General features: G+C 42.3%; 22 protein-coding genes. 2 read left to right on the top strand and 20 right to left on the bottom strand.

The annotated features are described in order from the left end of the window. Positions 1 to 23: 23 nt before the first annotated feature. From rplI to fkpA, 13 genes are all read right to left on the bottom strand, one after another. On the bottom strand, positions 24 to 473 hold the full coding sequence (gene rplI, locus LRQ06_RS05830) for a 50S ribosomal protein L9 (protein WP_232765495.1): 450 nt from the start codon (positions 471 to 473) through the stop codon (positions 24 to 26). Positions 474 to 506: 33 nt separating this feature from the next. Continuing rightward, the gene (gene rpsR / locus LRQ06_RS05835; RefSeq protein ID WP_000090471.1) at positions 507 to 734 is read right to left on the bottom strand and encodes a 30S ribosomal protein S18; all 228 of its coding nucleotides are present in this window, start codon (positions 732 to 734) and stop codon (positions 507 to 509) included. A 16-nt stretch (positions 735 to 750) separates the two neighbouring features. Next, the gene (priB, locus tag LRQ06_RS05840) at positions 751 to 1,053 is read right to left on the bottom strand and encodes a primosomal replication protein N (protein WP_232765496.1); all 303 of its coding nucleotides are present in this window, start codon (positions 1,051 to 1,053) and stop codon (positions 751 to 753) included. Between the two features lie 8 nt (positions 1,054 to 1,061). Next, entirely contained in the window at positions 1,062 to 1,424 is a 363-nt protein-coding gene (gene rpsF, locus LRQ06_RS05845; protein WP_232765497.1) for a 30S ribosomal protein S6, read from the bottom strand. A gap of 245 nt (positions 1,425 to 1,669) precedes the next feature. Next, entirely contained in the window at positions 1,670 to 2,854 is a 1,185-nt protein-coding gene (gene tuf, locus LRQ06_RS05850) for an elongation factor Tu (protein WP_232765498.1), read from the bottom strand. A gap of 123 nt (positions 2,855 to 2,977) precedes the next feature. Further along, entirely contained in the window at positions 2,978 to 5,074 is a 2,097-nt protein-coding gene (gene fusA / locus LRQ06_RS05855; protein ID WP_232765499.1) for an elongation factor G, read from the bottom strand. Between the two features lie 80 nt (positions 5,075 to 5,154). Continuing rightward, on the bottom strand, positions 5,155 to 5,625 hold the full coding sequence (gene rpsG / locus LRQ06_RS05860) for a 30S ribosomal protein S7 (protein ID WP_232765500.1): 471 nt from the start codon (positions 5,623 to 5,625) through the stop codon (positions 5,155 to 5,157). Positions 5,626 to 5,721: 96 nt separating this feature from the next. Further along, complete coding sequence (gene rpsL / locus LRQ06_RS05865) at positions 5,722 to 6,096, bottom strand: 30S ribosomal protein S12 (protein ID WP_124939173.1); 375 nt, start codon at positions 6,094 to 6,096, stop codon at positions 5,722 to 5,724. 181 nt (positions 6,097 to 6,277) lie between these two features. After that, on the bottom strand, positions 6,278 to 6,517 hold the full coding sequence (gene tusB / locus LRQ06_RS05870; protein ID WP_232765501.1) for a sulfurtransferase complex subunit TusB: 240 nt from the start codon (positions 6,515 to 6,517) through the stop codon (positions 6,278 to 6,280). A 41-nt stretch (positions 6,518 to 6,558) separates the two neighbouring features. Next, on the bottom strand, positions 6,559 to 6,915 hold the full coding sequence (tusC, locus tag LRQ06_RS05875; RefSeq protein ID WP_232765502.1) for a sulfurtransferase complex subunit TusC: 357 nt from the start codon (positions 6,913 to 6,915) through the stop codon (positions 6,559 to 6,561). Next, complete coding sequence (tusD, locus tag LRQ06_RS05880; RefSeq protein ID WP_232765503.1) at positions 6,912 to 7,304, bottom strand: sulfurtransferase complex subunit TusD; 393 nt, start codon at positions 7,302 to 7,304, stop codon at positions 6,912 to 6,914. Before tusD ends, tusC begins: the two co-directional genes overlap by 4 nt. Then, positions 7,304 to 8,029 carry a helix-turn-helix transcriptional regulator gene (locus tag LRQ06_RS05885; RefSeq protein WP_232765504.1) on the bottom strand — a complete coding sequence of 242 codons (726 nt, stop codon included), beginning with the start codon at positions 8,027 to 8,029 and terminating at the stop codon, positions 7,304 to 7,306. Before LRQ06_RS05885 ends, tusD begins: the two co-directional genes overlap by 1 nt. Before the next feature lie 179 nt (positions 8,030 to 8,208). Further along, entirely contained in the window at positions 8,209 to 9,012 is an 804-nt protein-coding gene (gene fkpA / locus LRQ06_RS05890) for an FKBP-type peptidyl-prolyl cis-trans isomerase (RefSeq protein ID WP_232765505.1), read from the bottom strand. Between the two features lie 146 nt (positions 9,013 to 9,158). Here fkpA and LRQ06_RS05895 point away from each other — a divergent pair, with 146 nt between their 5' ends. Both LRQ06_RS05895 and LRQ06_RS05900 read left to right on the top strand, forming a co-directional pair. Next, positions 9,159 to 10,142, top strand: coding sequence for a WD40 repeat domain-containing protein (locus tag LRQ06_RS05895; RefSeq protein WP_232765506.1), 984 nt, complete (start codon positions 9,159 to 9,161; stop codon positions 10,140 to 10,142). 1 nt (position 10,143) lies between these two features. Further along, a complete protein-coding gene (locus LRQ06_RS05900) occupies positions 10,144 to 10,368 on the top strand; it encodes a SlyX family protein (protein WP_232765507.1) in 225 nt (74 codons plus the stop codon). 14 nt (positions 10,369 to 10,382) lie between these two features. Here the strand turns inward: LRQ06_RS05900 and LRQ06_RS05905 are convergent, their stop codons facing one another. From LRQ06_RS05905 to mutL, 7 genes are all read right to left on the bottom strand, one after another. After that, positions 10,383 to 10,571, bottom strand: coding sequence for a DUF2065 domain-containing protein (locus tag LRQ06_RS05905; RefSeq protein ID WP_232765508.1), 189 nt, complete (start codon positions 10,569 to 10,571; stop codon positions 10,383 to 10,385). A gap of 99 nt (positions 10,572 to 10,670) precedes the next feature. Further along, positions 10,671 to 11,648, bottom strand: coding sequence for a protease modulator HflC (gene hflC / locus LRQ06_RS05910; RefSeq protein ID WP_232765509.1), 978 nt, complete (start codon positions 11,646 to 11,648; stop codon positions 10,671 to 10,673). Positions 11,649 to 11,650: 2 nt separating this feature from the next. Then, positions 11,651 to 12,841: an FtsH protease activity modulator HflK gene (gene hflK, locus LRQ06_RS05915; RefSeq protein ID WP_232765510.1), complete on the bottom strand. Its 1,191-nt coding sequence runs from the start codon at positions 12,839 to 12,841 to the stop codon at positions 11,651 to 11,653. 45 nt (positions 12,842 to 12,886) lie between these two features. Then, the gene (gene hflX / locus LRQ06_RS05920) at positions 12,887 to 14,176 is read right to left on the bottom strand and encodes a ribosome rescue GTPase HflX (RefSeq protein WP_232765511.1); all 1,290 of its coding nucleotides are present in this window, start codon (positions 14,174 to 14,176) and stop codon (positions 12,887 to 12,889) included. Between the two features lie 36 nt (positions 14,177 to 14,212). Then, complete coding sequence (gene hfq / locus LRQ06_RS05925) at positions 14,213 to 14,473, bottom strand: RNA chaperone Hfq (RefSeq protein ID WP_232765512.1); 261 nt, start codon at positions 14,471 to 14,473, stop codon at positions 14,213 to 14,215. Positions 14,474 to 14,671: 198 nt separating this feature from the next. Beyond that, a complete protein-coding gene (gene miaA / locus LRQ06_RS05930) occupies positions 14,672 to 15,601 on the bottom strand; it encodes a tRNA (adenosine(37)-N6)-dimethylallyltransferase MiaA (RefSeq protein ID WP_232765513.1) in 930 nt (309 codons plus the stop codon). Next, complete coding sequence (mutL, locus tag LRQ06_RS05935) at positions 15,598 to 17,532, bottom strand: DNA mismatch repair endonuclease MutL (protein ID WP_232765514.1); 1,935 nt, start codon at positions 17,530 to 17,532, stop codon at positions 15,598 to 15,600. The genes miaA and mutL overlap by 4 nt, the downstream gene beginning before the upstream one ends. Positions 17,533 to 17,535: the final 3 nt, after the last annotated feature.

A 17,535-nucleotide genomic window follows, 5' to 3' on the forward strand; every position in this document is an offset into this window, starting at 1 on the left:
GTTTTTTTGATTGAAAACTGAAATTATTCAGCAACAATTTGTACTTTAACTTCAGCAAATACTTCAGAGTGAAGCTGAACTGAAATGTCAAATTCACCAGTAGTACGTAAAGCACCTTCTGGAAGACGAATTTCACTTTTCTTAACTTCAACGCCAGCAGCTGTAACAGCATCAGCGATGTCACGAGTACCGATGGAACCGAACAGTTTACCTTCGTCACCCGCTTTTGAAGTAATAACAACAGCTTCTAGAGCATTTACTTTGTCAGCACGAGCTTGTGCAGCTGACAATTCTTCAGCAACCTTAGCTTCTAATTCAGCACGGCGGCTTTCAAACATTTCAACGTTAGCTTTAGTTGCCATCACTGCTTTACCCTGAGGGATAAGGAAGTTACGAGCATAACCAGATTTAACGTTTACTGAATCGCCAAGACCACCTAGGTGACCGATTTTATCAAGTAGAATAACTTGCATTGCTTAATCCTCTTTCTTAATAAACGGTGCTAATTACTGATGTTTGTCAGTGTATGGCAATAGAGCTAGGTAGCGAGCACGTTTAATAGCACGAGCAAGCTGACGTTGGTACTTAGCACTTGTACCAGTGATACGGCTAGGTACGATTTTACCAGCTTCAGTAATATAGTTTTTAAGAGTTGCTACATCTTTGTAATCAATCTCTTGTACGCCTTCTGCAGTGAAACGACAGAACTTACGACGACGGAAGAAACGAGCCATGGGCTATCTCCTGATCTTAAATTTGAGTAATGTTGTCAGCATGCAATACCAATTTTCCTACACCATTCCGGCCTTTCTGGTAAGTGACAAAACCACTCACCTTGATATTACTGCCTTGAACTAAGTCTTGAGTTAATTTCTTTGACTTTTGCCCACTAACCACTACTGGCATCCGACAAAAAACTTGTCTGGGCAAATCAGCTTCCATGACAACTGAACGATGCTCTAACCAAAAACGGCAATGTTCAATACCAGAGGGACTCTGACTACGAATGGGAGGTTTTGCGATAGTACCACTCAACTCCATTCGATTAGTCATTGATGCAATTACTCAGCGTCTGCTTTCACTTCTTCACGCTTAGAACGTTCTTCTTTCGCTTTAAGCATAACAGAAGGTTCAGTGATAGCAGCCTTAGTGCGCATGATCATGTTACGTAGAACTGCGTCGTTATAACGGAATGCAGTTTCTAACTCATCGATAACAGACTGGTCCGCTTCAACATTCATCAGAACGTAGTGAGCTTTATGTAGCTTGTTGATTGGATAAGCCAGTTGACGGCGACCCCAATCTTCCAGACGGTGAATAGTACCGCCAGCTTCAGTGATAGAACCAGTGTAACGCTCGATCATGCCAGCAACTTGCTCGCTTTGATCTGGGTGCACCATGAATACGATTTCGTAATGACGCATGTTTGCTCCTTACGGATTATTTCAGCTTCCACACTTGGCCCGGTCATCCAGAGGAAGCAAGGAACGATAGAATTTGACCGAGAAATTAAGGAAACGAATAGTACAGAAATGGAACAGCTTTCGCAAGTGAAATATGATGGAAGCACTAAAACAGCAAACGGTAATGGCTAATTTTAGTTTTTATCTAAAATGAAAAAAGGAGGCATAAGCCTCCTCTTTTTAGGTTTTGTCTATAACCTTTGCAATTAAGCGAAGATTTTAGCAACAACACCAGCACCAACTGTACGACCACCTTCACGGATCGCGAAACGTAGACCTTCGTCCATCGCGATTGGGTGAATTAGTTCAACAGTCATTTTAACGTTGTCACCAGGCATTACCATTTCTACACCTTCTGGAAGCTCGATGTTACCAGTGATGTCAGTTGTACGGAAGTAGAACTGTGGACGGTAGCCTTTGAAGAATGGAGTATGACGGCCACCTTCATCTTTAGACAATACGTATACTTCTGATTCGAACTTGCTGTGTGGAGTGATTGAACCCGGTGCAGCCAGTACCTGACCACGTTCAACTTCATCACGTTTAGTACCACGTAGTAGTGCACCAACGTTTTCACCCGCACGGCCTTCGTCCAGAAGTTTACGGAACATTTCAACACCAGTACAAGTTGTTGCTGTAGTGTCGTGAATACCCACGATTTCTACTTCATCACCAACTTTCAGAATACCACGCTCAATACGGCCAGTTACTACTGTACCACGACCCTGGATTGAGAATACGTCTTCGATAGGCATCAGGAATGGCTGATCGATTGCACGCTCTGGCTCTGGGATGTACTCATCAAGCGCTTTTGCCAACTCAAGGATTTTTTCTTCCCACTGTGCTTCACCGTTTAGTGCGCCTAGTGCAGAACCCTGGATTACTGGTAGGTCATCTCCTGGGAAATCGTATTCAGACAGAAGTTCACGAACTTCCATTTCTACCAATTCAAGTAGCTCTTCATCATCTACCATGTCACATTTGTTCATGAATACGATGATGTATGGGATACCAACCTGACGACCTAGAAGGATGTGCTCACGAGTTTGTGGCATTGGGCCATCAGTCGCAGCTACTACCAGGATACCACCGTCCATCTGCGCAGCACCAGTGATCATGTTTTTAACATAGTCAGCGTGTCCTGGGCAGTCTACGTGTGCGTAGTGACGAGTTTCAGTATCATACTCTACGTGTGAAGTCGCGATTGTGATACCACGTTCACGTTCTTCCGGTGCGTTATCGATTGACGCAAAGTCACGAGCTTCACCGTCACCATGTTTTGCAAGTACAGTACAGATAGCTGCTGTTAGAGTTGTTTTACCGTGGTCAACGTGGCCGATAGTACCAACGTTTACGTGCGGTTTCGTACGTTCAAATTTTTCTTTAGACACGATCGTGTTCCTTCCTAGTTATGATTCGCCCTGAGCTACGTAATACCCAAGGCGCGCCAGAAATTGCTATTTTATGCGTCAACTTTCGTCAACGCAATAGATTCGTTACTAATCCAGTAAGATCTAACCACGTTCTGCGATTATTGAGTCAGCAATATTCTTCGGAATTTCAGCATACTCTGAAAATTCCATAGAATATGATGCACGACCCTGAGTTGCAGAACGTAAATCAGTTGCATAACCAAACATTTCAGCCAGTGGGACTTTTGAATGAACAATTTTCAGACCGGCAGGGCCTTCGTCCATTCCTTCGATGAGACCCCGGCGACGATTTAAGTCACCGACCACATCTCCCATCCAGTCTTCAGGAGTGGTTACTTCTACTTTCATAAGTGGCTCAAGAATAACAGGTTGAGCTTCAAGCGCACCTTTCTTGAATGCCATTGAGCCAGCGATTTTAAACGCCATCTCACTAGAGTCAACATCATGGTATGAACCATCGAAAAGTGTCGCTTTGACATCCAATACAGGATATCCAGCCAACACACCGTTGTTCATTTGCTCTTCGATACCTTTAGATACCGAACTGATGTATTCCTTAGGAACTACACCACCCACGATTTCGTCAACGAAAACAAAGCCTTCACCAGGCTCAGCCGGTTCAATTTTCAGCCATACATGACCGTATTGTCCACGACCACCAGACTGACGAATGAACTTGCCTTCAACTTCCGCCTTACCACGAATGGTTTCACGGTAAGCAACCTGAGGTTTACCCACGTTGCAATCTACGCTGAACTCACGTTTCATGCGATCAACGATAATATCGAGGTGAAGCTCACCCATACCAGAAATTAATGTCTGGCCTGTTTCATCATCCGTTTCAACACGGAATGATGGGTCTTCAGCCGCAAGCTTACCTAAAGCAATGCCCATTTTTTCCTGGTCTGCTTTTGAGCGAGGTTCAACTGCAATCTGAATAACCGGATCCGGGAACTCCATACGTTCAAGAACCACTTTATGGTTTTGATCACATAAAGTATCCCCTGTGGTGACATCTTTCAAACCAATCAAAGCGGCAATGTCACCAGCGAGAACTTCTTTAATTTCTTCACGCTTGTTTGAGTGCATCTGAACAATACGTCCAACGCGCTCTTTTTTCTGCTTAACGGAGTTGTATACCGCATCACCGGAATTCAATACGCCGGAATAAACACGAACAAATGTCAGTGTGCCAACAAATGGGTCAGTTGCAATTTTAAAGGCTAATGCTGAGAACGGCTCTTTGTCGTCTGCATGACGTTCAACTTCTTTTTCGCTCTCATCAATGCCTTTAATGGCCGGTACTTCACTTGGCGCGGGCAAGAAATCAATGACCGCATCGAGAACAACCTGAACCCCTTTATTTTTAAAGGCGCTACCGCATGTTGCGACAACAATTTCGTTATTTAGAGTCCGGGTACGTAAACCGAATTTTATCTCTTCTTCGGTTAACTCACCTTCTTCTAAGTATTTATCCATCAACTCTTCATTTGCTTCAGCAGCCGCTTCCACCATGTGGGTACGCCACTCTTCAGCAAGTTCAAGCATGTCTGCCGGAATGTCTTCATGGGTATAAGTCATCCCTTGATCGGCATCATTCCAGTTGATGGTTTTCATCTTGATAAGGTCAATCACACCTTTAAACTCTTCTTCTGCACCAATATTCAACTGAATAGGTACCGGAGTTGCACCAAGACGATGTTTAATTTGATCTACTACGCGTAAGAAATCAGCACCAGCACGGTCCATTTTATTAACGAACACCATACGAGGTACATGATACTTATCTGCCTGACGCCACACAGTCTCTGACTGAGGCTCAACACCTGAGGCTCCACAGAAAACAACAACAGCACCATCAAGTACGCGCAGAGAACGCTCTACTTCAATGGTAAAATCAACGTGTCCGGGAGTGTCAATAATGTTGATACGGTGAGGTTCAAACTGAGCGTCCATACCACGCCAGAAGGTTGTAGTCGCAGCGGATGTGATAGTAATACCACGTTCCTGCTCCTGCTCCATCCAGTCCATGGTTGCGGCACCATCGTGAACTTCGCCAATTTTATGAGAAAGGCCTGTGTAGAACAGAATACGCTCGGTAGTAGTAGTTTTTCCTGCATCTACGTGAGCACAGATACCGATATTACGGTAGCGCTCAATAGGAGTTTTACGAGCCACGATTGTATCCTCTTACTAAGGTTAACCTTAGAAAAAAATAGCAATGTGCTGCGAGCTTCACACCCGCAGCACGAAAGGTATTACCAGCGGTAATGTGCAAACGCTTTGTTCGCATCTGCCATACGGTGAACGTCTTCACGTTTCTTAACAGCAGAACCTTTGTTTTCAGCTGCGTCTAGCATTTCAGCAGCTAGGCGGGCAGCCATAGATTTTTCACCACGCTTACGCGCAGCTTCAACAATCCAACGCATAGCAAGTGCGTTACGGCGAACCGGACGTACTTCTACAGGTACCTGGTATGTTGAACCACCCACACGACGAGATTTAACCTCTACCGCTGGGCGAACATTTTCAAGAGCTTCTTCAAAAACAGCTAAGTGATCTTTATTCGATTTCTCAGCCATAGTGTCTAGTGCAGTATAAACAATTTTTTCTGCAGTAGATTTTTTTCCGTCAACCATAAGGATGTTAACGAATTTTGCCAGCAGTTCAGATTTGAACTTAGGATCTGGAAGGATCTTACGCTGACCAATAACGCGACGACGTGGCATGGATATTCTCCGTTGTCTTCTTCAGGTTATCCAAAACTTTTCAGTTTTTTCAAAAATTAATAAAATTAGTGTTTGGCCTTACTTAACGGAAATCCATTAAGACTTAGGACGTTTCACACCGTACTTAGAACGACCTTGTTTACGGTCATTAACGCCTGCACAGTCAAGTGCACCACGAACAGTGTGGTAACGAACACCCGGAAGGTCTTTAACACGGCCACCGCGGATAAGAACAACACTGTGCTCCTGAAGGTTATGACCTTCACCGCCGATGTATGAAGTCACTTCAAAACCGTTTGTCAAACGAACACGGCAGACTTTACGAAGTGCTGAGTTAGGTTTTTTAGGTGTAGTAGTATATACACGAGTACATACACCACGTTTTTGTGGGCACGCTTCTAGTGCAGGCACGTTGCTTTTTTCAACTTGCTTAACACGAGGTTTACGTACCAACTGGTTAATAGTTGCCATTAACTAGCTCCTGATTTACTTAAAGTAAGCTTTTGTGAAAAATCTATCCTTAGATGCTGTGAGACAAATAAGGACGCAAAATTTTATGCACCAAAGATATTGGTGTCAAGAAATATACAGATCTTTTTTGCTGATTTAGTAAACATTCTCAAATAGTACTAAGCGGAATGTATATAAATAATCAGCTCCAGGTTATCGATGGAGGATGTTGAGCGGTCAGTTTTACAAATTCCCGATAATTCACCATTTGAATATTATCACCGGTAAACAGAGCTAATCCTCTCGCCTCAATATCTTCAGAAAGGCAATAAACAGAGTGGCTCTTAAGCAGCTTAAAGTATTTGTGTTGAGGGTTGGCACAATACACTGCATCTTCTATCAGTAAAATAATATCGTCATTATGGCTGTAATGACTTGCCATAATAAGTGAATCTTGTGATTTAACGATATGTAACATAGCCTTTAAAATTGTATTACTTTATGACTGTTTCTAAGCATGCCGGTGATTTCTCCGGGTTCCCGTAATTTTACCTCGATACAAAGTTCAGCTGAAGATAATCCCATGTCATCCAGTGACTGTCGGCAAGCATAAACCTCATCGATATCATACAACTCAAAGAGTTTCAGCATAGGTGCGTAATTTTTAGTCCCAATTCCCGTTGTATCCTGCCCATTAAGAAGATGAGCAACACCCTGATTAACAAAAATAACCTGTATGCCGTCACATAAAGCTGATGTTGCTAACACAGCATCAATGCCTTCCCGGCCACGAGCAGTAAAATGCGGCGCAGAAGTAAAAACAAAAGTAAGAGGCTTCAAAACTGTACCACCCTATCTTCCTCTATTAATGCCGATCCAAAACTGCCTAAACCAGACTGTTCATACCCCGCAGCTAAATTATCACTATCAATGCCATGTAGCTCTGCTTCTGTTTCACTTACCACTCCCCGCCTTAAAGAAGCCGCAATGCAAGTTTCCAGAGTCACATTGTTCTCTTTCGCCAAAACCTGCCAGGCAAGAGATAAATTCAGTTCATCATTTGCCGGCACAACCAAACGGTTACCGTTAAGTACCCCATCCTGATAAAAAAAGACTTTTTTTAATATATGGCCTTCTTCTATCAATGCTTTCGCAAAATTAAGGGCACTGAACGATGACTGTGAACCATAAACAGAGCCATTTACCAACAGGGTGTAGGAAAGTGGCATTACTTTTCTTCGTCCTCAGTTTTACGCTGACGAATATAAAGATAAACGGTATGTTTCGAAATATTTAGTCTGTCGGCAACACTGTTGATCGCATCTTTAATATCAAAAATACCTTTATCAAACAGCGCCATCACTATCTGCCGGTTTTTTGTATTATTTGATACTGTTTTATCCGCATTAATTTCTTCGATTGTTCTTTCTACCGTTTTATCGACCAATTCCTCAACATCGCTTGCAAAATTAACAGAAGAAGCAGCATCGTTCGCTTCCTGAGTTGGTAAAAAGGACTGCAATACCTGAGAAAATGGCGCATCGAGATTAACATTAATACACAGAAGCCCGATTACCCTGTTTTCACCATTACGAATTGCTACCGTAATGGACTTCATTAATACTCCACCTTTTGCACGGGTAAAGTAAGAACGGGAAAAATTCCTTTCAGACCCTTCAATATCTCTCAACATTTTCAACGCAAGATCAGTAATCGGAGATCCAACTTGTCGCCCGGTATTCTCCCCATTGGCTATCTTGATTGCTGATGTATTGAGATCCTCTAATGAATGAAGGACGATCTCACAAAAAGGTCCTATCAGACTCGCGATCCCATCTACAACCGCCTCATAAGACTTCAATATGACCTGATCTTGCTCAGTAAATGGCTTCACGTGCACGGATTCCATTTCAAGCAACATTTCTTCTGCATTGAATGCGTCTGCTGTTGTCATAGTTATCCAACCTTAAAATCAAATAATTGATGTAAGTTTATCAGAAAATTTTAATCAAAGAGCACGCTATCTTATTATCTAGTGATTTAGAACAAATAAACTTCTCTTAGACGTCAAAAAGGCCTGGGATATCCTCAGACCTTTTTTCGGTAACACAAATCAACCATCAGAGCGGTTAATTATTTCTTCGCTTTTTTCTCTTCTTTTTTAGGCGCTTTTGCATCATGAACTTTTAAAAGCTCAACCTGAAAAACCAGAGTAGAATTAGCAGGAATCGTTGGAGTATCCTGATCGCCATACGCCAGTTCTGGTGGAATAACAAACTCGTATTTTGCGCCTTCTTTCATTAACTGAACACCTTCAGTCCAGCCAGGGATGACCCTGTTCAAAGGAAAAGTAGCCGGTTTTCCACGATCATAAGAACTATCAAATTTCGTTCCGTCAGTTAAAGTCCCTTTATATTGAACTTCAACGGTATCGGTCGCTTTAGGAGATTTCCCTTTTCCTGGAGTCAATACTTTATAAAGCAAGCCAGACTTGGTTTTCTTAACGCCTTCCTGTTTTTCGAAATTCGCCCGGAATTCATCACCGGCTTTTTTATTCGCCTCAGCTTTTGCTTTTGCTTTTGCCTGTGCTAATGCAGTCAGACGTTTATCAAATCCTTCAAGCGCTTTGTGTGCTTCTTCGTCTGTCAGTTCCTGCTTGTTGGCAAATGCATGTTCAATTCCTTTTAAAACCATCTTTTTATCGAGGTCAATACCCAACTCTTTTGGTTTTTCTAAACTGGAATTTAAATAATTAGCAAATGAAACACCAATTGCATAAGCCACTTTTTCATCGTCTGATTTAAACTCGATGGTTTTTGCAACCTGAGTTGCCGCAGGTGCGTCCGTTTTAGCTGTTTCTGCGGCTTTATCTTTCTGACAACCAGCAGCCAGCATGACTGTTGCAGCTAGTAAAGACACTTTAAACAATGATTTCATTAATTACTCCAATATATTAGGCAAACTTTCTCGTTTCACACACGTGGTATAATTTTAAACATAACGTTCAATGTGTAAAACATTGTTAACCCCGAATGTGTTATAAACTAAGAGTGTCAGATCACTCTAAATGGATATCACTACAGATGCGACCATTTTCTCTTTATATCGTGATTTTTTTTGTCAGCTTGTTGTTAAATGGATGTTTTTTATCCTCAAAACCAGCAAAAAAATGGCTTATCGAACCCAATGGCGCCACAGCATTTGGTCTGAGCCGGGATGCCCGCTTTGCTCTTACTTTCTCAGAAGAAAACCAACTGGTTTTGTGGGACCTCAAAGAGAATAAGCTGCTTGCTCACTTAGGCTCTTTAGATAAACAAAAATCTACCGTATCACTGATAAAAATTTCAGACAATGACCGGTACGCCATTACAGCAAGCCAGACAAACTTTGCAGTCTGGGATCTTGCCTGGTCTCAATCCAAAGGTCTTTGGTCAATCGCTGACGGCATTATCAGAGATATTGACATCTCAAATGACGGAGAACAGGTCCTGTTAGGTTTATCAAACCGAAAAGCAATATACCTTGACTTAGTCACTGGAAGACGACTTGAGTTCCTTGCTCACAGAGAAAAAGTCAATTCCGTTGCTTTATCTCCAAATGGTCGCTTTGCTCTGACTGGTGGAAATGATTACAACGCCTACTTATGGAATACAAAAACCGGACAAATCATCCGAAAATTTTCTCATGAACAAAGAATAGTCAAAGTCGCCTTACAAAGAGATGGTAAATTCGCTTTTACTTCAGATGGTGGTAATTCCGGAACAATATGGGACTTGAAAACTGGACATGAAATTTCTCACCTTCATAGTTTTGTCCGTCAACTGATTTTTTCTGCTGCACGATTTTCTGATGATGGATCCAGACTGGCGACAGGCACACCATCAAGTAAATTGATTATATGGAACTCTCTTTCCGGTGATAAGCTGGCTTCTTTCGAAGTTCAGCCCAAAAAAGACACTCGACCTCCAAGAGCGGTCGTGTATGATGCTGCTTTTGATGGCAAAAGCCGGGTAATTTCGGCATCATCATCAGGTATTGCCGAGGCATGGAATTTAAAAGGGGAATAGTGTGAAGACATTAATCGAAAAACTGGAATCTAAAGTTGACGACCTTGAATATAAAATCACCTATCAGGAGCAAACAATCGGGGCATTAAACGACGCTTTAGCACAGCAACAGCTTCAATTAAGCCGGATGCAAGAACAAATGAAATTTATGACCAGCAAACTAAAATCGATGACAAGCTCCAACCTTGCCGATCCCTCTGAAGAAACACCACCACCACACTACTAATGATCGATAGCGAATCAACGAAGATAGAAATAACTAATAATGATACCGGCAACGACTAAACAACCACCAATTCGTCTTAATTGATTATTTGGCTGCCCCGCAAGCTGAGCCACAGTTTGTCGCCATTTATCAGGCGCAACAAAAGGGCCGAAACCTTCAACAATAAGTAACAAGCCAAACGCCAGCCAAATTGAATGTGCCATGCATTTCCTCCTAAAATAATTTACCTGAGTTCTATATACGAACTTACGAACACAAAAAAGGCTCCTTACCGGAGCCTTACATAATAAACAGATATTGAGTTATTTCCCAGTAGCGCCTTTCATTCCTTTCATATACTGGAAGAATTCGCTATTTGGATCCAACACCAAAACATCACCCTGACCATTAAATGATTTCTCATACGCTTTGAGTGAGCGTAAGAATGAGAAAAATTCAGGATCTTTGTTATATGCTTTTGAATAGATCTTTGCCGCTTTAGCGTCAGCTGTACCACGTGTAACCCTGGCAGTTTTATCCGCTTCAGCCAGAATCGTTGCCACTTCCAGCTCTGCCTGAGCTTTAATGACTTCCGCTTTTTCACGCCCCTGAGAACGGTGTTTACGGGCAACAGAATCACGTTCAGCTCTCATACGGCGATAGATAGATTCACTAATCTCATCAGGAAGGTTTATTTTCTTCATTCTGAAATCAACAACATACACACCTAAGTCTTTCATCGCACTTTTTCTGGTATTCAGCAAAACATTTTCCATAATCTGATCACGCTGACCATCTATCTTCAAGGCTTCTTTTGCTGCTTCAGTCGTGACAACGTCTGAATCCGTACTATCAGGTAACACATCATCATTTCTTGGTCCGGAAACAATCTGTTTAATTTCCCTTGAACCAATTTCAGATCTCAGTACATCCGTTACTTTTCGTTCCAAAAGCGCCTGAGCAGTCAGTGAATTACCGCCACCAGTCGCAAGATAATACTTATCAAAGTCCTTAATACGCCATTTGACATAAGAGTCAATAATAACGTCTTTTTTCTCTGAAGTAACGAAACGGTCAGAACGTCCGTCCATTGTCAGAATTCTGGCTTCTAACGTTTTTACACGATCAAAAATTGGCATTTTAAAATGCAAACCAGGCTCATAAATTTTCGCAACCTGACCATCTTTAAGGATTCGGCCAAAACGGACAACAATACCACGCTCACCTTCAGGGATAACAAACATTGACATCAGTATAACGATCAATCCCAGGACAATAACAGGGATAATTAATTTACGCATTATTAGTATCTCCCTTGACGTGATGTTGATGAATCTGTTGAGCGAGAGTCAGAGCTCCCTTTCGTTTTCTTATCAGATTCCAGGGTGATATGATCATAAAGCGGTGATGATTTTAAATCCTGTTTTGTCGGTTGTTTTCCTTCTTTAACCAATTTATCAATTGGCAAATAAAGAAGATTACCACTGGATTTAGAATCAATCAGAACTTTCGGTGTACTTGCATAAACCTGTTCCATTGCATCAATGTACAAACGCTCACGGGTAACTTTCGGCGCCGCTTTATACTCTGGTAGCAATTTATCGAACTGAGCAACCTGACCAAGAGCTTCGTTGATAGTTCTTTCACTATACCCCTGAGCTTCTTTTTTCAACCGTTCGGCACGACCTGTCGCTTTGGGCAAAATTTCATTTTTATAAGCTTCCGCTTCCCGGATGAAGCGTTCTTCATCCTCCCGGGCTGCAATAGCATCATCAAATGCATCCTTAACCTGTTCCGGCGGACGAGCTGACTGGAAGTTAACATCAACAACCATCAATCCCATATCGTACTTATCAATAATAGAATTTAGTGTTTCCTGAGTACTTTGACGAATTTGCTGACGGCCACTGGTAAGAATACTGTCCATCAGAGAATCACCAATCACAGCACGCAAAGCAGAATCTGTTGCCTGACGAAGACTGTCATCTGCATTGGTTACCCGATAAAGATATTTATAAGGGTCAGCAACCCGATACTGAACATCCATTGCCACAGTGACGACATTCTCATCCTTCGTCAACATCAGACCGGTCGCTCTCAACGAACGAATGGCCTGAACGTTAACCGCGGTGACATCATCGATAAATCTGGCTCGCCAGTTCAAACCGGGATCGACAATACGGTCATATTTTCCTAAACGTAATACAACGCCACGTTCAGCTTCACCAATGGTATAGAAACCGGAGAAAAACCATATGACTATTGCAACGACAATTATGACACCAAAGCCAATAGAACTCCCTCCAGAAAAAGAAGGGATTTTCCCGCCTTTTTTGCCAAATTTCCCCCCCAGCTTCTGACTCAGCTTATTAAAAACTTCGTCTAAATCTGGTGGTCCCTGATCTTGGCCTCCACGCTTACCGTTGCCCCATGGGTCGTTATCGCGGCCATTGTTATCATTGTTACCATTATTACCAGGCTCATTCCACGCCATCAGTAATCTCCATCATTTGATATGACGATATACTGTAGCAGTCCTTTAAGTAACTATAAAGTCACGTAAATCTGCTACGACTCTTTTTTCAAGTCTAGACCAATCCGCATGTTGCATACGAACATTTATTAATAAATTGCCTTGTTGATCATACTCTTCCCGTTGAATTACGCGCATTTCATAAAATAAACTGCGTAATTTTCCCTGAAATTCAGGTGGTAAGCTTAACGTGTACTCAACAATATTACTTGCTAAACGCTCAGTTAATGCCTGAAAAAGCAGGTCTAAACCCACTCCTTTCATCGCAGAAATCCAGACTCGTTGAGGAACTCCTTCATCATCTCTTTCAATGGCAGGAGCTCTGCCCTCCATGTTATCAATCTTATTCATGACGACTAATGAAGGGACTTCATTTGCCTCAATTTCGATTAAAACATCCTGAACAGCATCAATGTTCTCACGAAAACGCTCATCACTGGCATCAACAACATGTAACAAAATGTCAGCATCTTGTGTTTCTTGTAACGTTGCTTTAAATGCAGCAACAAGATCATGAGGTAAATGACGAATAAAACCTACCGTATCGGCCAGGATAGCCGATCCAACTTCATCAAGATCAATTTTTCTTAATGTTGGATCCAAGGTTGCAAACAACTGATCGGCCGCATAAACCTCTGCTTCAGTAATTCGATTAAATAGCGTCGATTTACCTGCGTTTGTATAGCCGACTAAAGACACTGTTGGTATTTCGGCCCGATGTCTTGCTCTTCGTCCCTGCTCACGTTGTTTTGATACTTTTTCCAAACGCCGTAAAATCGTTTTTATTCTTTCACGCAATAACCGTCGGTCGGTTTCAAGCTGAGTTTCCCCAGGCCCCCGAAGACCAATCCCACCTTTTTGTCGCTCCAGGTGCGTCCATCCACGAACAAGACGGGTAGACAAATGACGCAATTGCGCCAGCTCTACCTGTAATTTACCTTCGTGAGTTCTTGCTCGCTGAGCAAAAATATCTAAGATCAATCCGGTCCGATCAATCACTCGACATTGACACAACATTTCTAGGTTGCGTTCCTGGGCAGGAGAAAGGGCATGATTAAAGATCACAACATCGGCCTCTTCACAGTGAACAGCCTGAGCAATCTCCTGAGCTTTACCCTCACCGACATAATACTTAGGATGAGGAGACTGGCGACTGCCAGTGATCACCTGAAGAGTTTCGACACCGGCAGAAGAAACCAGCATCTCACACTCCCGGAGATCTTCCCACTCACCCTCTTGCGTAAAGTTGATATGAACAAGTACGGCTCGCTCGCCGGCTTCGTAACGGTCAAACAAGCAATCAACTCCTTACTTATTGTTATTAATACAGAATTATTCTTCTTTATCTGAAGGACGTTCTGATGCAGGTCTTTCAGCATTGTGATGGCTTACTGCTCTTGCAGGAACCACTGTTGAAATTGCATGCTTGTAAACCATTTGGTTAACTGTATTTTTTAATAGGATCACAAACTGATCAAATGATTCAATCTGGCCTTGTAACTTAATTCCGTTAACAAGATAAATAGATACAGGGATACGCTCGCGACGTAGTGCATTTAAGAATGGATCTTGTAGAGATTGCCCCTTAGCCATTTTTATTTTCCTTATTTTGTATTTGTATAATTATTTAGCTATCGGTGCACTAAGCATGTGCGGCTTTTGCATCTGAGCTAAATTGAGAAAATATACCCGATTAAATCTGTTATGAAGGTTAGCTAACCAAAATTCAAATAACAGATCCATTACAGAGTATTTCACGCAAAAGCGATCACATTATACACAGCGAATGAGTTAAGATGCTATGGTATTTGCAATTATCTCAAACGCTTGATCAATGTTCTCGCTATCCAGCCAAGTCAAATCACTCCAACTTCTTAACCAAGTGATTTGTCTCTTGGCCAATTGACGGGTAGCACACACTCCACGGAAAACCGCTTCATCGAGTGTCCCATTCCCATCTAAATAATCCCACATCTGCCGATACCCGACACAGCGTATTGATGGTAAATCCTGATGGAGATCTCCCCTTGCATACAACTGCCTTACCTCATCTTCAAATCCGGCATCCATCATTTTTGAAAATCTGAGTTCAATACGACGATGTAGTTCTGCCCTATCCTTGGGGGCTATAGCAAACTGCTTCACATTAAATGGAATACGTTCGCCTTTTGTTTCAGTTAACTCTGTTAAAGTTTTACCTGAAATTCGATAAATTTCCAATGCCCTGGACAATCTTTGTGGATCATTAGGGTGAATTCTCTCTGCCGAAACAGGATCAATCTCTTTTAATTGATCGTGCAAAACTTTCCACCCAAGAGTCAATGCTTCTTGCTCAATTTGTTGCCTTATTTTGGGATCTGCCGCTGGTAATGGAGAAAGACCTTCCAATAATGCTTTAAAATACAGCATTGTTCCACCCACAAGCAGTGGTATTTTGCCTTCTTTAGTAATTGCCTTCATTTGATCCAGCGCATCCTGTCTGAAATCGGCCGCGGAGTAAGACTCCTCCGGATCCAAAATATCAATCAAACGGTGAGGAGCAAGAGACAATTCGTCTGCCGTTGGCTTAGCCGTTCCAATATCCATACCCCGGTAAATCAGAGCGGAATCCACACTAATAATTTCAACAGGGAAAGCCTGCCTTAACCGTATGGCTAAATCTGTTTTGCCCGAAGCTGTCGGTCCCATTAAAAATAAGGCTAAAGGGAGTTCTGTTTTCATGAATGCAAAGCTTTAATTGTTAGAGAAAAATCAACCGGCTGAACCAGACTTCTACTATCTAATGGCAACTGATTCTGCCATAAATGTTCCAGTTCAGAAATAAGCTGAATGGCTTCTGATAAAGTATAGCCGGATTTACTATCCGATCGCTGGATATATCCAGCCAGCCAATCAACAACGGTAATCAGGCTTTCCGGATTATCAGGCTCCAGGTACCGGGACGCGTAAGATAACAGATCTGATATTAATTTTTGTAAATTTTGTTTCCGCAAAGGCTGAGGAACACTCATCACAACAAGGTTTTCCTGTTTTCGAACTGAAACCTGAATCCCCAATTCAGCCAAAACAGAAATCCATTGATTTATATCGGAAGACCAATTTTTTTCAAGCTTAATACTTAACGGAACCAACAATGGCTGGGTTTTCAAGCCAACACGCGTTGGGTCCAGTTGTTTTTGTAGTTTCAACAAATTAGCCTGCTCCAGTGACAAAAGAAAACAATGGCTGTCTTCTGTCATCAGCAAATATTGATCCTTAATCACGGCGATTGCTTTACCCAACTTTGTCGGAGCAATAACATCAACACAATTCTCTTTGTCAGGAACCTCTGCCTGGTTATCAGACATAAGTGACGGTTTAACCGGGGTTTCCATTAGTTGTGAATAAGCCGCAACTTCTTTTTTTGACGGAGAAGACGTACCATATTTTCCGGAAGTATTTCTGATCAAATCGTTTGAATGAGAAATAACCGTCTTTTTCTCCTGGCTCTTCTCTCGGGTATGTTCGGAATCATAATCCACACATCCCGGATAAGATGGAATATTATTAAACGATTTCTCTGATTTATTGAGCATGTCAGATAAAACATTCGTTGAATCTGATTGATTTTCATAGTGAAAAGCAGACTCACTAAGCATTGGAGCATCCACATACTGACTCTCAGCCAGTGCGCCGGCAACCGCCTGATAAATGAAATCATGAACCAGCCTTGCCTGATGAAATCGTACTTCATGTTTTGCCGGATGAACGTTCACGTCAACCTGATGAGGATCGATCCCAATAAATAATACAAATGCCGCATATTGCTCAGGAGACAAACTCGCTTCGTAACTTTGTCGGATCGCATGATTGATCAATTTATCTTTCATCATACGGCCATTCACATAACAATACTGAAGATCACTTTGGGATCGGGCTCCTTCCGGTGTCGTTATCCAGCCAGAAATCATTAACCCATTATGTTCCAGCTCGATATGCAGCATGTGCTTTACAAAACTGCTACCACATACTGCGGCTAAACGTTTTTCTTTTTGTGCAACCGATTGTCCGGACCGGTACTGACGAACTATTTTTCCGTTGTGCTTTAAGGTAATCGAAACATCAAACCGGCTTAATGCAATACGCTTCAGTAGCTCATCAATATGGGTAAATTCTGTTTTTTCCGTACGTAAAAATTTCCTGCGGGCCGGGGTATTAAAAAATAAGTCAAGAACTTCTACTGTCGTTCCGACCGGATGAGCCGCCGGTTGCAGTTTTACCGCCATATCCCGCCCTTCACTATATGCCAGCCAGGCTTCTTCCTGAACTGCGGGACGAGAAGTCAAAGATAACCGGGATACCGAACTGATACTGGCCAGAGCTTCTCCGCGAAACCCAAGGCTAACAATGGCTTCTAAATCATCCAGAGTATGGATTTTGGATGTCGCATGACGGCTCAGAGCCAGAGTTAAGTCATCTTTAGGGATACCTTGTCCATTATCTCTGACCCGGATTAACTTTGCGCCTCCTTTCTCTATATCAACATCAATTCGGGTTGCTCCGGAATCAAGACTATTCTCCACTAATTCCTTCACGACAGATGCAGGCCTTTCAACCACCTCACCAGCGGCTATCTGGTTTGCTAACCGTGCCGGAAGTATTTCTATTGCCATCTG

The organism is Vibrio salinus, from assembly GCF_021272385.1.
GTDB classification, from domain to species: domain Bacteria; phylum Pseudomonadota; class Gammaproteobacteria; order Enterobacterales; family Vibrionaceae; genus Vibrio; species Vibrio salinus.